Source organism: Minwuia sp. IMCC3060, from assembly GCF_029909435.1.
Classification (GTDB): domain Bacteria; phylum Pseudomonadota; class Alphaproteobacteria; order Minwuiales; family Minwuiaceae; genus Minwuia.
In genome coordinates this window covers 1,497,271-1,512,516 of record NZ_CP123782.1, presented here as the reverse complement: position 1 = coordinate 1,512,516, position 15,246 = coordinate 1,497,271, and the positions used below count along the sequence as shown (strand labels likewise).

Genomic DNA, 15,246 nt, shown 5'->3' with positions numbered 1-15,246 from the left:
TCGGCTGAGTCTCTTCCAACGAACCACTTTTCCTCGTGCCGTATTGGATCGACTACCAAACCGAGACTGTAGGGATGGTAAAACACAGCTGCCTGATTTTGTCGGTCTGTTCCGCTAAAAAATGCGCCGAGGTTTGGATGGCTATGATACCAACCAACAACGATCTGCTTTTCTTTGACAAATGTTTTCGCTCGATCCCATATTTCTGTGTCCATCCGTAGCGAGACGCCTGTGCTCTGATAACTGCGGCTCTCGATGGAGCTCGTAATCTGAACCAACATGGGAGGCTTGGCTGGATCTGCACCGGCTGTAAATGCTGATCCGAACAACAATCCACCAAGTTCAGTGGAATTGCTAGAAAGGTGCTTAATGATTGTTTCGCGGACGTGTTGCGGGAAGACGACAATGGGTCGGGGATTTTCCGCGAGAACTGCCCTGCAGACTTCAGACACTGTGAACCTGTAGTCGCAATCTTCAAGCGATAGGCATCTAGCGTCTGGGGGAGCAGGCGTCCACTTCATCATGTCGCCGCCTCAAACGGTATTTTGCACGATGGGCATTTGATAGTGCCCTTTTTCCCTGCTGGCACTCTGAGTTGGCCGCTGCAATTAGGGCAATGGATTACGGCCTTTCTGTCTGCGCTCGGGTTCTCTCCTGATGATTTATCATTCCAGCTTATCTTGGGTTTGCCTTGAGCGCTGTTGAACGAGACAGATTGGGTAGGAAACGCACCTGGGTGTTTTTGTTTGGCTTTTCTGTACCAAGAGAGAGCATCACCATTTGCAGGAGAGCTCTCATTTAAGATCGATTGGTCAAACGTGATGATTTGAACGATCCGTTTGACGAGTAAATCTAGACCTTCGGTAGGAAGCCACTTCGTCCCGAAACAGATTTTTCCAGATGAATAGACATTCGGGTGAAAGACTTTCGTTTTGAACACAGCATTTGGCTCTTGAAATGGATATTTAGCGGTCAATTCAATCTGCACTTTTGTCGTTGTGCACACATTCCCCGGGTACCCTTTATCAGAGGCCGTCTTGTATCCCAGCTCAATCGATAGCTGATTGACAGGACGGCCTTTGATGTCAGTGATCTTTATTAATCCATTTGAGATGCGGGCAAGATCTTCAATCTTCTTAATATCTTGCTCACGCCGTTGATTGAACGCACCGGAAGACATCTGGTTATCCTGCTACGAGCACGGGTTGAACTTCTAAAATGTCGCCCTCTTTGACGGTTCCTTCGCCAAGAGCCTGATCTGGCAGGATCGACTTGCCATTCGTCGAATTCACCAGCGCATAGTCGGTGTCTCCGGGCAATGACCAGTTGTCAACCGCTGCCTGAATAACGTCGCCGCCGGTATGTTCCCGGGCCATTGTCACCTCTGCCTTTCGAGTCTGGTCGGCTGTTCGAATAATGATATTTACTTCAGACATCTTTGGTCCCTCCGAAATCTAAAACTAGTGTCGATGTAGCATTTCCAACAACAGCAAATCGCCCTGGCAACCGCAAATTCGAAAAATGACTTTCAAGCTCCGCCAAATCAAACTGGTCTCGGATATCAATCAAAATATCGTCAGGCTTGTCCGAAACAGTCTTGGCGAACCGATCGTCAAAATTTGAGGCAACCTCAAAAACAGAATGAAATTGCTCGCTGGACCCGCCTGACATATCCGTATACCCAGCGAGTATAGGCTCCGCTGTCCAGACCATAACCTCTGATATTTCGTCCGGTAGCGTTGTTTCAAAGCGATCACGAATATCTGAAGATGCCGGAATTACAGCAAGCGGTATGGAGTGAATGCCACAACATGGACATAGCTCTTTTTTTGTTAACATCGAACGTTGAGAATGACCGCTGATCGTGTCTATGAGGATCCGAATTGCCTGGGTCGGTTCGTTGCCAGTCTTTCCCAACCTCAACCCCAAAGAAGTTGCGATGCTGGCACCCACGCTAGAAGTAACAATTGTCGTTGGAATTTTCTTTTCAATGAAAGAGACCTTTTTCAGCCAGCCACACGAATACCTTTCGGATATTCGTGTGTAAACTGAGTCAGGAATAGCACACTCATAGCATGTCGTCTCAGGCTTAGCCTTGAACGGATATACTTCGACGCTAGAAAATCTGCTATCGATGCCGACATTCACAAGATCAGTAGAAGTCAAATAGCACAGCCTATTCAGCTTGAGCCGCGCCTCAAAGTTATCAACACAGCAAAATACGACATCAAATCTCTGGAAATCTATTGGGCCTAAGAGCTCCCAAAAATCGCCCAGATATGGACGGATGTTTAAGTTCGGGTCTAATTTTCTTGCACGTTCGGCGACGACCTCTGCCTTTGCCCGTCCAATATCATTCTCGCGAAAGAGGACACTCCGCGTTAAGTTGTGACGTTCAATGGTGTCGAAATCGAATACATCAATATTTCCGACGCCTAGAAGAGCGAGGTTTTTTACAATCTCATTTCCAACTGCTCCAGCGCCGACAACGCATACATTTAATGCGTTGATCTCCTCCTGCGAGAACCATTCAATTAACGAGTGGCGTTGGTAACGGTCGCTTTCCATCAACCTAGCTCTTCCATAAGTTTTTCATAAGCTGCGTTGATAATCAGAGAGTATCTATTTGCATACTCCTTCATGAACGCGTCATTCTTATCTGGGTGATGAACTTTGAGCTTACGTAAATATGCAGCACGGATTTCCTCTTTCAATGCATCATCGCTGACTTCTAACAGTTCGCGTGGAGACAGGCTCTCAAGCTGTTCAATTCTACTCTTGTAGGCACTTTTAATTTCGCGCCATTTCATCTGCGGGCACTCAAAATCATTGATTTCTCAGAGACGATAATCTCATACCCAAAAGTATCATGGTTGATTAATAGTCCTCGCACTCGAACCGTCTTTCCTTTTAGGCCGTTTATGTACGTTGAGCCACCAACCTTTTGAACAGCGCCACGGAAAAAGACTAGTTTGAAGCCCTTGGTCCAACTCTTGTTCTCAAACATGATGGCGTAATCTTTTCCACGGCGGCTCTTGAGGACATTGTGGACGTGCCCTTCGAACACGATGACCCGGCCCACATGAGATCGGAAATTATCAAGAGTGATAACATTGGGGTTGTGATCGCGACCGCTTGTACCTTTAGCCGATTCACCTGTAAGAGCAACGATGTTCGTTGATGAGCACGCGACGCACTGGCCTCGGTTTTCTTCCCTAAGAACCTCATAGCTCTCTGTATGATAGTAGACTTTACAAGAGCTACATTGGTAGAGTCCTAAGACGAGATCAAGCGGTTCCCCGGTGAAAGCATCATGTAAGTCCTTCAAATCTTGCGCGGATGGCGGCTTTATGGTTGTCGGAGTGGCGCCGGTATCATTGAACTGTATCTTGGGACGTGTGGAAGATGACTGGCGTGGCCGATATACGCGAGGGTCCTTTGCTGCTGGCCTCCGTGTTGTCGTTTGTGAGCTTGCGCGTGATGACGGCGTGTAGGTTTGGGATCTGCTAGAGCTGGTGTCGCGTCGGCTATATAGCCAATACACGAACCATATTCCTCCAACAATTAACAGAAACTCCATCCCAGAACCTCACACCTCACCCGGCCCTAATATCCGATTACGGATCACAAGGACCTCCGAATATACCCCCCCCCCAAAGTTGTCATCAATGTTTTCCAATTCTCCCTATGGCATTGTCAGGGTAATCTGACCCCGCCGCAGCAGAACTGTAGCTGGGTGATGTCAGATCGCCAACTGTCGCCATTCAGCAAGCGCCGCATCGCGGCGCTGCCTGAAGTCGGTCCGACGGGTGAGATGGCGATCGAGGTTGAAGTGATTATGGATGGCAGCGTGAATGGAGACGAATTTCTGAAGCGTGACATCGCTTCGGAAACGTTGCATGGATCGATCCCGTCGTCCGAACGGCTGATGGGAATTTTCCGCCCGGTTGTTCAACCACCTCGCCGTGTCCTGGCGGGCAGCGATGCCGAGGTCCGAAAGCGCCGCGCGGTAGGAACGAAGGCGGTCGGTGACGATACTTCGAGGTGAGCCGAACCGCTTCAACGCGCGCTTCAGGAAATCCAGCGCAGCCCTGCGATCCCGCGTCTTCGTGACATGGACTTCCAGTACCTCACCTTCATGATCCACGGCCCGCCAGAGATAGCGTCGCTCGCCGTTGACCCAGACGAAAACCTCATCCATGTGCCACCGCCACTGGATGTGCTGACGAGCCGTTCTCCGCTGCTTATTGCGAAGCTCGGCCGCGAACACCGGCCCGAAGCGGTTCCACCAGAACCGGACGGTCTCATGGCTGATGTCGATGCCCCTTTCGTGCAGAAGGTCTTCGACCTGGCGCAGCGACAGCGGGAACCGGATGTAGAGCAGGACCGCAGTGCGGATCACCGCTGGCGAGCTGTTGAAATAACGGAAAGGATTACGCATCCTGAAAGCCTACCGCGACCACATCAGATTTGCTCTGACAATGCCCTGCGGAATGCTCATCGTATGTACCTCACCAAACGTGCCATACGGCCTGGGCAAATACCCAAGACGCCTGGGGCAGCTCGTCGCCTATGTGTGGCCTCATTCTGAAGCCATGTCATTCATACCCCAGGATCCACCTGTTACGCAGCCCTGTGTCTGTAGCGATCCGACGGGCCCGCTCAATCTCCCAGGCGGTTGCAGGGTGGTTGATATGCCATTGCCAGACGATGGATAGCGGCAGGCGTATGTCAGCCCCATAGGTCGACGACATGTAGAGCATTGCACGCGCCAATGTTCCGCGGGCTGGGCCAGACGGTGGCTCGGCAATCTTGCCGACCGGTGCACGGCCCATCTCGAAATCGCAGGCCCCGTAGATGCGCTCCTCACCGAGGACTTCGCCATAGGGATAGTTGGACCGGTCCCCGTTCACCTCGCCAGATGACGGGAACAGGTTGTTCGGGTCATTGTGCGCCAGCGTGAACTCGGCGTTCACACGCTGGCAGCAGTCTCTGCCCGACCGACCATCGCATTCCGGATAGGCTTCTTCCTTCAGGATCCAGCAGGCGCGGGTCTGGCCAAACCAGCTTGCAGGGACAACATGCTCCCATTCAACCCGATCACTGCGTGCATCGTTCTTCCTGGCCGTCAGTCCACAAGCTTCGCGGTCGACATTGCCGCCTGATCCCGTGGTCCGCTCGTACGGACAGCCGCAATAGATCGTCTCCAGATGACCGATGCTTTCGTGGAGATCAGCCAGGTACTTCTTCGCCGACTGGAAGGTGCGTGGCGGCTCCTGCGCCGCGGTAGGCATCCAGATGAGGACTGCTAGCAAGGTGATAGTGATCGATCGCAGCATCACCGTATGCTCCTTTACTGGACAGGCAATGGCCTGCTTCACCACGCGTGCGGGCTCCGCTACGAAGGTCATTGCCACAACCGCGCTCATGCGCAACAAAATCGCCTGACTCTAACTCCAGCTGGGGGAAAGCTGGGGGTCAGGTCACCCGGATTACAAGATCACCAAGGTTGACGACCTCTTACCCTGGAACCACAAGAACCGCCGCACCATGAAAGACGCCGCATGAGCATCATCGAGATCAAGGTTACCCTGGAAGGCATCGAGCCCGCCGTCACCCGCACCCTGCAGACGCCTGCCGACATCCGGCTGGACCGGCTGCACCTGACACTGCAGGCCGCAATGGGCTGGACCAACTCACACCTCTACATGTTCGAAGCAGATCGCGCCACATGGGGCATCCCGGACCCCGATTTTGGCGGCGAAGACCTGCCCGCCGACAAAACCACCCTGGGCGAGGTCATCGAGGACACTGGCAAAAAGACCATCACCTACATCTATGATTTTGGAGACAGCTGGGAACACAAAATCAAAATCGGCAGGATCACCGATCCCGTCCCTGGCGAGCTCTATCCCAGACTGACTGAGGTCACCGGAAAATGCCCCCCCGAAGACATCGGTGGCTTCCCAGGTTACTATGAATTCCTTGATGCCATGGCCGATCCCAACCACCCGGAGCACGATCACCTCAAAGACTGGTACGGCGACACCTTCGACCCCAACCAGCCCCAGACTGACGAACTCAAACTCGAAGTCCTCAAACTCGCAAAACGCTGGAAGCCCAGAAAACCAAGGAAATAGGGCTGTCAGACTGGACGCTTACTGTAGCCATAGACCTTGCCGCTCTCCTTCCAGGCCTTCCGGATGAGGTCGGTCTGACGAGTGTCTTCCTTCACCCGCTTGCTCAACGGGTTCTTCAGCCAGGCATAAAAGCCGCTCAGGTGGATGCGCAGACACGGACACATCGCCCGCACCGAAAACAGGGGTCGATGCTCGGCCACGAACGCGTATCTCACTTGTTCGGCGTGGCCCCCGAACCGATGGCGGGCTCACGCCTCACTCCTGGCGAAATACGCGGTGGCCTTTTTTGGAATGTCGCGCTCCTCGGCCCCCATTGCCAGCTCGCGCTTCAATCGACGGATCTCACTATCCTTGTCATCGCTGCCGGTGGGCTTTGCGAACTTCCGTTTCCACGCATAGAGCGAATGCGACTGACACCCAGCCGCTGCGAGACCTCCGCAACCGGATAGCCCCGCTCGGTGATCTGAGCCACCGCATCACGCTTGAAATCGTCGCTGAAATTGATTTTGCCCATCATGGCCTCCTCGCCTCAAAATCAGGAAAGAAGGCGTCTACGAAACTCGGTGGTCATTTGCTGCTGCCGTTCGAACTCGACGGGCGACAGCATTCCGTTCCTGATGCTCTGCCCCCTTGAAACTCAATCGTGTGAAATTGGCGTTTTTGGCTTCGACCAAGAGGCCTCCGTTGACGGCAACCTCATAGTGGAAGAAGTCATCCGCTGGCATGGTAACCGCTCAGCCATCCCCCTGCCCCGATCAGATCCTGCACCACCCTTCAAACCGACCGCAGCCTCCCTGAAGCCCGACAAACTTATATGTACGGACTCAGAGTGAGCCAGGTCACTGTGACTGCGCCAAGCGCCGCTTGTTTGCACTGCCATCTTGTCAGATGCATTTTCGTGTACTATATATGACACATGACGCATTTTGGTCAGTATGTTCGGGAACGACGCGAAGAACTCCGCAAAGGGGATCGGCAGTACTCGTTACGCCAGGTGGCGGGACGGGTTGGGATCGAACCGGCATACCTCTCGAAGGTCGAGCGGGGTGAGGTGCCACCCCCGGGGGAAGCCACGACGGTCCGGCTCGCCGAAGAACTGGGCGAGGACACCGACGTCATGCTTGCGCTGGCCGGAAAGGTGTCAGGGGAACTGCAGGAGATCATCCGCAAGCGGCCGAAGCTTTTTGCACGGCTGCTGCGGGAGCTGAAATCCGCTCCCGACCACGCGATCCTCAGCGTCGTTCGCGAGGTCCGAGACGGCAAATGGTAGGAGACAGAGCCGATGATGAATCTTGACCCAAACCGACTTTTCTTCCGGTTCCCCGACGTTCACGAGGACGCGGTATGCGAGATCGATTTCCAGCGAACGCTGCGCCTTCCCGATGATGATCAGGATCATTTTCTTCCGCCCGGCCTCGGCTCCTTCCCGCTCCGCCATGTTGATGACTTCGCGGACCGGCTGCCCCCCAACTGGCGTGAGCGCGGCGGGGTGTTTCTTCCCATCCATCAAGCGGAAGCCATGTGGATCGATTTCTCCAGCCATGACTATCCGTTCGCCGTGAAGGTTGCTGCGGGAAAGATCAACGCGGTAACCGGCGAGCCGTGGGTGCCTTCCCTGAACAGGGATCCACAGGACTACGTTGCCCTGCCCCGTCAGCCCTGGCTCGACGGCTTCTGTGTCGAGGAAGGAACCGTACGTCAGTTCGTTGCGGCTCATCTTGGGGAAGGCGCAACGGCGGAAGAGCAAATCACTGGGGCCGCCGAAACCGGTGGTCTGCAGGTGATGGTCTACCCTATGAAAGCTGAACGTTACGAGGAGATGCGGAAGAAGCGGGGCAGGTTCGAGCAATCCCTGTCGGAACATTCAGAAATGATGTTCTCCGTGAGCTGCGCGAGCAGCGCCCCTGATATGGGAATGGCTCCTGGCGGCCGCATGCGCCAGGAGATCTACGACGACGAATATGGCCTCGATGCATGGGACCAACGCCACGGTCAGCGCTGTTTCGTTGCGATGGCGGATGCGCTTCTTTGGGAAGCGATTACCGGTGAGCCTCCCCGGACCCGGCCGCCGGGTGTCAGGGAATATGACAGGGCCGGTCTCCCCTGGTTTGACTATTATGACGACAGCACGGCAGCACTTCGCGGAGCAGAGAAACTGCGACGACTGAAGTCGATCAGGGAAACGATCCTTCGTGGCAGACAGGAGCCAGGCGATCAGGTTCGCCACATTGGCCCGGCGCAGCGCCCTCGCGTCTGACCCGGGTCGAGGATCCAGTGTAGTGCCAGTTTATCCCGATGCGGATGAACGCCATCCAGGCCAGGTGTGTCCGCGAGTTGCGTGACAGGGCGTCGGACTTTCCCGCGTGGCGGCCACTGCCAGTCCCATCTCTTGCAACGCCAGGGCAGGAAAACCCGGCGCAAAATCCCAGTACCAGACGATCCGACTTCCGGAGGCACAACACAGCTGGTGGAAAGCTGGGGAGCCCCTCACACGTCACCAACACTCAAGCCCCTCATCTGCAAGTGATGCCCCACCCTCGATCCAGGTGGAAATGATCATGATGTGCGGCGTTATAAGCTGGAGTTAGCGCAGACCTGAAATATCGACATGTGCCATCAGCAATCGAATGAAGGAATCTTGCCCTGTCATCCTTCCCCTTCCAATGTCTGCGTACGCTCAGGTTTGAACCATCGCTTGTTGCAAATGCTGCAACATCGATGGCCGCAGCTTTGGCATGAACGCTTCTCCAGGGCGTTCCGGCTATGTTGCGGCACGCATAGGTTCCGAAGTGAGTGATCTTGCGTACAGTCGTCGAAAGCGTCTCCCTCGCAGCGGGCGCAACTACCTTGGTCAACCAAAGGGCCATAGCGGCAGCGGTCCCACAATCAATCGGTGAGGCGTTCACCTCAATGTTGTCCACTGCATTCAGACGGATAGCATTTGCCCAACCGCACCCCTCTCGTTCCGGCATCGCACTAACCCTTTCCGCCGATACCAAAGGCGAAGAGATCACCACGCGCTCGCATAGAGCCGGATCCTGGCTGATTGCGGCTAACTGCCAATCAACGAACAGGCCATCAGGCTCGGAAAGGTTCAACGGTGGGATCAAACCGTAGGGTGGCGGCACAATCGCAAACTGGATCAGCAGAGCCCATACAGAAACACCGCTGGCGGCAAGCGCACAGCCATAAACCAGCCAAAGCCATAGGGGCCTCTTCATTGGCGCTGAGTCTTTCCTGACATGTTCCAGGTTGTCTCCGTCAATCACGTGTCCAGGATCATCCACGTTGTGTCTGACAAGGATCTTGCGGAAAACGGGCGAGAATTGGACGGTAAGTGGCTTATTGCTGCCTGAATTCGCAGGGAGCCTTGCCCCGTGGGAACCCGACCTCATGAATTTGGAGTTTTTCAGCTCTGATCACGAGGGTGCCGTTGACGGCAACCGCATAGCGGAAGCTGTCGTCCGCCGGCAGGGTAACCGTTCAGCCATGTCCCCTGCCCCAAACAGGTCCAGTACTAACCTGCAAAGCGGCCGCTGCTTTCCTGAAACCCGATAAATATTCCCGGCTTTGTCAGAGCAATCTGACCCCGGCGCGGCAGGGCTGTATCTGGGTGAGGACAGATCGCCAACTGCCGCCATTCAGCGAGCGCCGCATCGCGGCGCTGCCTGCAGTCGGTCCGACGGGTGAGATGGCGATCGAGGATGGAAGTGATTATGAATGGTAGCGTGAATGGAGACAAATTTCTGGAGCGTGGCACCGCTTCGGAAACGTTGCATGGACTGCTCTCGTCGCCGAAACGGATGATGGGAGTTTTCCGCCCGGTTGTTCAACCATCTCGCCGTGTCCTGGCGATCGGCTATGCCGAGGTCCAAGAGTGCCGCGCGGTAAGAACGAAGCCAGTCTGTCACGATGGTGGGTGGTGAGTCGAACCGCTTCAACGCCCGCTTCAGGAAATTCAGCGCAGCCCTGCGATCGCGCGTCTTCGTGACATAGACTTCCAGTATTTCTCTTTCGTGATCGACGGCCCGCCAGAGATAGCGTGTCTCACCGTTGACCCGGACGAAAACCTCATCCAGGTGCCACCGCCACTGGACATGCTACCGAGCGACCTTCTGCTGCCAGTTGCGAAGCTCAGCTACAATGATGGGTCCGAAGCGGTTCCACCAGAACCGGACGGTCTCGTGGCTGATGTCGATCCCACGCTCATGCAGCAGATCTTCGACCTGGCGCAGCCGCTGCGGGAACCGCACGCAGAGCAGGACCGCAGGGCGGATCACCGCCGGCGAGCTATTGAAATAGCCAAGAGGGTTAAGCATCCCGATGGCCTACGTCGCCCGCAGCAGAATTTCTCAAAAAATGCCTTTCATGAGATTCAGTTATTCTTAAGTGTAAGTCGAGGAATGGAGGTCATAATTGAATACATATTCTCAGAACGTTCAGCCGCTTGATCCATGTCGCGTCGCAATAATCGAGCAATTCGGCGGAAAGATCGTTCCACTCGAGCCGCTGGGTGCTCAGGTGCAGGGCATTGATCTGGCAACCAGAGTGATGCCGCCAGGCGAACTCATCGAAGCACTTGAACACGAGATGGCTCACCGTGGGTTCATTGTCTTCAAGAACGAAAAGCAGCTGGAAGTCGATGACTTCCTCCGTGCCAGCTGTTGGTGGGGCGGCAGGCAATTGCACAGCACCCACGGCGTTCATCCGGCGACTCCGGGTGGAAATCGACATATCTTCCGCCTTTCGAACGACGAACGTCACGGGATTCCGGGTGTGGGTCCCCAGTGGCACAATGATGGCAGTTTCGTCCCGGACACCTTTTCCCATGCGGGCTATCACATCATCCGTCCAGCCGAGAACGGAGGAGGTACCTGTTTCGTCCATCAGGGTGCCGCACATGACGCCCTGCCGAAGGAGACCAGGGAATTCTGGAATCGCCTCTCCTCGGTGAATTCCGCATCAGGCGTCGTGCACCCGGTGGTTCATGTACACCCCATATCCGGACGCAGATCGATCTGGCTGCATCTGGGGATGACAGGAGCGGTCATCGAGAAATCTGCCACAGATGGGGGTTTCCGCCTGCTGGATGCCGCCGAACTGAAGCAGCTTTGCAACCAGTACAAGGACATTCTGGATGCCGGCCTGGACAACGGATACGCCATCTCCTTTGAATATGAAGAGAGGGATTGCGTCTTCGTCGATAACCTCGCGGTCGCGCACCGCGCTTCTCCCGACGCCCATCTGCCAGCTGAACAACAGGGGTTGAGGATCCTGCACCGGAGCACTGTCCGAGCCGCTCGGAACTTCGGTCCCGACAATGGACTGCCACTCCAACTCGACATCTACGGGCCCAGCCCACTCGGCGAAGGGGTCTGGCAAGGTGGTGGTGTTGGCTTCCGTTGGGATGAGACCGTTCCCATGCAGAACTAGTTCGTTCAATGTTTGCTCTGACAATGCCAGAGGCGGAGACTGACGTCTCTGGCAGACCAAATCTCAGGCAGGTCCGAATGGGCTCCCGAAGGGGTCGTCTACACATGACAGCGCCTCCCGGCGCAACATGTTGTCGGCCATTGGGACCTGCATGAAATTCAGAATGTCTTTCAGCGCGCGTCTCCAGAGACAGGCGGCCAGCCAAGCGTGCCCTCGGGTTTCGGTCGGCGGCGAAGCCACCACGACCAGTCCTCAGGCATGAGTGCGAGAGGATCTTCATGTCCCAACTCCCTGGCCGCCCAGAAAGGCCAGTGCGGGTTTGCCAACGCCGGGCGACCAAGGAACACAACATCAATCAGTCCCTGGGCGATCACTCGGTTGGCCTCACTTGGTATACCAAGATTCCAGCTCACGCCGACTGGGATATCTACCTCTCGGCGCACGCGTGCAGCCCGTTCCACCATGAAACCAACATCGTCGAACGGAACATCTCGCATCGCATCGGTATTGAGTCCGAGGCTGATATCCGCGAAGTCCAGCCCATGCTCCTTGAGCGCCGAAATCGCCGAGATTGCGTCATCGAACTGTATTCCGTCCTCGTTGAAATCGTCGGACCCAAGCCTGACGGTCAGCGGAAGCCTTTCGGGCCAGACCGCACGCACGGAGTCCATCGCCTCGCGATGGAAGCGGAGCCTGTTCTCCAGGTTGCCGCCGTACTGATCGGTGCGCTGATTGGCCAGCGGCGAGAAGAAGCTGGCGCCCAGATAGCCGTGTGCGAAATGCATCTCGAGCCACTCGAACCCGCAATCGAGAGCACGCCGGGCGGCGTCAGCGTAGGCCCTGGAAATCCCCTTGATCTCGTCCACGCCGAGTTCGTGAACGGGGTATGTATACTTGCCGCCATAGGGAATGGCCGAGGGGCCGCGAACCTGCCAGCCACCCGGATCGTCGGACGGAAGCTGGATCTTGCCTTCCCAGGGCTTGTTCTCGCTGCCCCTGCGGCCAGTGTGGCCGAGTTGAATGGCCGGGACAGCTCCCATGTCCTTGATGATTCCGGCAACCCGGCTCAAGCTTTCCATCTGCGCATCATCGTAGATGCCCGCGCAGCTTGTGCTCGTCCGTCCATCAGGGGTAATTGCGATCTGTTCGGGAAAGACCAGGCCGAAGCCGCCGGCCGCGCGCGACCCCATGAGCATGACGTGGAAGTCTGTCATCCGACCATCGACCGACCGGTACATCGTCATTGGCGACATCGCGATGCGATTTCGCAGCGTGACGTCCTTCAGGGTGAAAGGGGTAAATAAACTGCTCACGTAGTTCGTCCATTACGATTGAAAACGCCATCATGGGCGAGTTTACATAAGATTGCTCATGGTCAAAGATAACGCCTGCCTCCGACCCTGGAAACTGGATCGTTTGAGTCTGGCGCTTACCGGCGTTGTGCTCTGCCCCCCGAGAACTAGACCGTAAGAGATCGGAGTTTTCCGGCTCTTGCTTCGCTCTGCCACTGTTGGATTCACCGTGCCCGCTTCCCGACGCGTTACCCGACCTTCCGAGATATTTTCGATCTGAGCAGGTCGATAGCTTCGGATCCGGGACCTGTCTCCAACCTTACGCAATCAAGGGTGCGGCCCCCAGGGAGCTGCAAGCATCAGCTGGTTCTCCTGACTTTGGACGAGTGGCCGGAATTTCTGCGCGAACTGCATGAACGCTTCATCGCCGAACAGAGTACTCCAGAACTTTCTGCGGTCGGCGTCGTCATCGAATTTCCAGATATGAGTCAGCTTGTTCATTGCGCCCACATCCCCTGTGAAATACCCGACCAGCTTGTCCTGGTATTTCTCCAGCACCGGCCAGCCGATGTTTCTGTAAAGGTCGACGGCTTCCGCCATCTTGCCGGTATAAAGGGTGTAGGTGCGGAGTTCATATACAGTCATCTGAGCATACCTTTCCAAAGTTCCATGACGGCACGATTGTGAATCACACAGAATGCAGCCAATGAAGCGCCGTTGGAGCCATCATGACATTTTGGGCGGGCGATCGCGCAGCATAGTGCGCGAAGCTGATCGAAACGGGCAGGAGTTCTGAGGCAAGTCCGGAAAAAGCTGAAGCTCCAAGAATGCGGTAGAGTGGGATTGATGCTGGGAATACTGGAACTCTTTGGCGCTTCGCGACCCGTTCAACGGCTTGATCGTGCATTGCGTGCTGTCGGCGTTCATCCCCGTCTGGTGCCGGGTGCGGTGAAAATCGCCACCATCCGCCAGCTCGAGTCGAGGCCTCGACAGGGCGGTGCCGACGAAACGGCCTGCGCACATGCTGCCGCACTGCTCGGATATCTGATGCACGGCCAGCAGATCTTCACCGAAGACAACGGTGCATTGGCTGCTGCAGGGGCGGAGGACCGCATCATGGCAGCAATTGGCGCCGGAACCGGTCCGGACGCCCGCCTCGTCCTGCTCGCCCTGCACGCGGGTATCGTCGCGCAGGAGGTGATCGATGACTATCGGCTGGAGGTTGATTGAACCGCATCCAGCTGCCGGTTGTCGAACAACTCCGGCAGCTCGCATGCTGCCCTCGGATACTACAAGGGGCGGCAGCGGCCGAGCTCATTTGCTCTGACAACAAGGGAATATTGATCGATGATTGCCATCACGATGCAAGTCGACGTGGCGCGGAACGATCTGGGAGTGACCCATGAAGAATGACCTGACCATTCCGGTCGATCCGGAAACGACGCACTGGGGCTATTTCGATCCGGCGCGGCCCGCTGTCACCTGGATCGAACCGGGCGATAACGTGCGCATCGAGACGGTCTCCGGCGGTGAGACGATGCTCCCCCCGACTCCGATGACCACGCTGCCGTCCCATCGGGAAGTGATCGCGAAAGTCACGCGTCGGATGGAGCCAGGACATATTCTGACGGGCCCTGTCGGCATCAACGGAGCATCACCTGGCGACGTCCTGTCGGTTCATGTGCACGAGATCGAGTTGCTGAGCGACTGGGGCTGGAATCTGATCCGACCGCTCTCGGGCGTATTGCCCGAAGACTTCGACAGCACGCGCGTCCTGCACATTCCGATCGATGGAGTCGCGCGCACGGCGGCGCTGCCCTGGGGCGTGACATTGCCGCTCAATCCCTTTTTCGGCGTCATGGGCGTCGCACCGCCCGATCACTGGGGCGTCCAGTCGTCCATTGTCCCGCGTGCTTTCGGTGGCAACATCGACTGCAAACTGCTGGGATCGGGTGCCACGCTGCATCTGCCCGTTTTCCAACCCGGAGGGCTATTCTCCTGCGGCGACGGCCACGCCAATCAGGGTGACGGCGAGGTCTGTCTGACCGCCATCGAGACCTGCATGGCCGGCGTGTTCTCCTTCGAGGTCCTCGCTGGCGCAGCAAGCGACATGCCAGGGCCGTGGATGCCATGGGCGGAAACAGCGGATTTATTCATCACCTTTGGTATCGATGTGGTTCTTGATGCCGCGGCGAAACAGGCACTGCGCGCCATGATCCGTCTGATCACATCCCGATCAAATCTGACCAGGGAAGACGCCTACACTCTCTGTTCGATTGCGGCGGATATGCGCGTCACCCAGTTGGTAAACCAACACAAGGGCATCCATGTTGTCTTGCCGAAATCGACCTTCGACCCAAATCCCTGATGCCTGAACAGAC

Annotated in this window: 15 protein-coding genes and 2 pseudogenes; 6 read left to right on the top strand and 11 right to left on the bottom strand. The window is 56.1% G+C overall.

Annotated features, from left to right (window positions below):
• Positions 1-520: 520 nt before the first annotated feature.
• The 6 genes from QGV54_RS07155 to QGV54_RS07130 all read right to left on the bottom strand — a co-directional run bounded on the left by QGV54_RS07155 (position 521) and on the right by QGV54_RS07130 (position 5,429).
• Positions 521-1,180 carry a ubiquitin-conjugating enzyme E2 gene (locus tag QGV54_RS07155; RefSeq protein WP_281020115.1) on the bottom strand — a complete coding sequence of 220 codons (660 nt, stop codon included), beginning with the start codon at positions 1,178-1,180 and terminating at the stop codon, positions 521-523.
• A 4-nt stretch (positions 1,181-1,184) separates the two neighbouring features.
• Positions 1,185-1,436, bottom strand: coding sequence for a hypothetical protein (locus QGV54_RS07150; protein ID WP_281020114.1), 252 nt, complete (start codon positions 1,434-1,436; stop codon positions 1,185-1,187).
• On the bottom strand, positions 1,429-2,568 hold the full coding sequence (locus QGV54_RS07145) for a ThiF family adenylyltransferase (RefSeq protein WP_281020113.1): 1,140 nt from the start codon (positions 2,566-2,568) through the stop codon (positions 1,429-1,431). Before QGV54_RS07145 ends, QGV54_RS07150 begins: the two co-directional genes overlap by 8 nt.
• Positions 2,568-2,810, bottom strand: coding sequence for a J domain-containing protein (locus QGV54_RS07140; RefSeq protein WP_281020112.1), 243 nt, complete (start codon positions 2,808-2,810; stop codon positions 2,568-2,570). Before QGV54_RS07140 ends, QGV54_RS07145 begins: the two co-directional genes overlap by 1 nt.
• 932 nt (positions 2,811-3,742) lie before the next feature.
• Entirely contained in the window at positions 3,743-4,441 is a 699-nt protein-coding gene (locus tag QGV54_RS07135; protein ID WP_281020111.1) for an IS6 family transposase, read from the bottom strand.
• Positions 4,442-4,598: 157 nt separating this feature from the next.
• Positions 4,599-5,429, bottom strand: a complete 831-nt coding sequence (locus tag QGV54_RS07130) for an endonuclease (RefSeq protein ID WP_281020110.1) — start codon at positions 5,427-5,429, stop codon at positions 4,599-4,601.
• Positions 5,430-5,564: 135 nt separating this feature from the next.
• Between QGV54_RS07130 and QGV54_RS07125 the strand changes: the two genes are divergently transcribed.
• Positions 5,565-6,140 (top strand): plasmid pRiA4b ORF-3 family protein, encoded by a 576-nt coding sequence (locus tag QGV54_RS07125; RefSeq protein WP_281020109.1) that lies wholly within the window; start codon positions 5,565-5,567, stop codon positions 6,138-6,140.
• Between the two features lie 17 nt (positions 6,141-6,157).
• On the opposite strand, the pseudogene QGV54_RS07120 reads toward QGV54_RS07125, so the two are convergent.
• Positions 6,158-6,654 (bottom strand): annotated as a pseudogene (locus QGV54_RS07120) (transposase); the annotation flags it as partial.
• Between the two features lie 402 nt (positions 6,655-7,056).
• On the opposite strand from QGV54_RS07120, the gene QGV54_RS07115 reads away from it, so the two are divergent.
• Together QGV54_RS07115 and QGV54_RS07110 are read left to right on the top strand one after the other, a co-directional pair.
• Positions 7,057-7,410 (top strand): helix-turn-helix transcriptional regulator, encoded by a 354-nt coding sequence (locus QGV54_RS07115; RefSeq protein ID WP_281020108.1) that lies wholly within the window; start codon positions 7,057-7,059, stop codon positions 7,408-7,410.
• Positions 7,411-7,422: 12 nt separating this feature from the next.
• Positions 7,423-8,397: a hypothetical protein gene (locus QGV54_RS07110; RefSeq protein ID WP_281020107.1), complete on the top strand. Its 975-nt coding sequence runs from the start codon at positions 7,423-7,425 to the stop codon at positions 8,395-8,397.
• Positions 8,398-8,653: 256 nt separating this feature from the next.
• Here QGV54_RS07110 and QGV54_RS07105 read toward each other — a convergent pair whose 3' ends face one another.
• Together QGV54_RS07105 and QGV54_RS07100 are read right to left on the bottom strand one after the other, a co-directional pair.
• Positions 8,654-9,427: an extensin family protein gene (locus tag QGV54_RS07105; RefSeq protein ID WP_281020106.1), complete on the bottom strand. Its 774-nt coding sequence runs from the start codon at positions 9,425-9,427 to the stop codon at positions 8,654-8,656.
• Positions 9,428-9,774: 347 nt separating this feature from the next.
• A pseudogene (locus QGV54_RS07100) lies at positions 9,775-10,459 on the bottom strand (IS6 family transposase); the annotation flags it as partial.
• 97 nt (positions 10,460-10,556) lie between these two features.
• Here QGV54_RS07100 and QGV54_RS07095 point away from each other — a divergent pair.
• The gene (locus QGV54_RS07095; RefSeq protein ID WP_281020105.1) at positions 10,557-11,573 is read left to right on the top strand and encodes a TauD/TfdA family dioxygenase; all 1,017 of its coding nucleotides are present in this window, start codon (positions 10,557-10,559) and stop codon (positions 11,571-11,573) included.
• Between the two features lie 170 nt (positions 11,574-11,743).
• Here the strand turns inward: QGV54_RS07095 and QGV54_RS07090 are convergent, their stop codons facing one another.
• Together QGV54_RS07090 and QGV54_RS07085 are read right to left on the bottom strand one after the other, a co-directional pair.
• Positions 11,744-12,886 (bottom strand): hypothetical protein, encoded by a 1,143-nt coding sequence (locus QGV54_RS07090; protein ID WP_281020104.1) that lies wholly within the window; start codon positions 12,884-12,886, stop codon positions 11,744-11,746.
• Between the two features lie 306 nt (positions 12,887-13,192).
• The gene (locus QGV54_RS07085) at positions 13,193-13,510 is read right to left on the bottom strand and encodes an NIPSNAP family protein (protein ID WP_281020103.1); all 318 of its coding nucleotides are present in this window, start codon (positions 13,508-13,510) and stop codon (positions 13,193-13,195) included.
• Positions 13,511-13,711: 201 nt separating this feature from the next.
• Between QGV54_RS07085 and QGV54_RS07080 the strand changes: the two genes are divergently transcribed.
• Both QGV54_RS07080 and QGV54_RS07075 read left to right on the top strand, forming a co-directional pair.
• A complete protein-coding gene (locus tag QGV54_RS07080; protein ID WP_281017553.1) occupies positions 13,712-14,095 on the top strand; it encodes a hypothetical protein in 384 nt (127 codons plus the stop codon).
• Positions 14,096-14,267: 172 nt separating this feature from the next.
• Positions 14,268-15,233: an acetamidase/formamidase family protein gene (locus QGV54_RS07075; RefSeq protein ID WP_281020102.1), complete on the top strand. Its 966-nt coding sequence runs from the start codon at positions 14,268-14,270 to the stop codon at positions 15,231-15,233.
• Positions 15,234-15,246 lie beyond the last annotated feature (13 nt).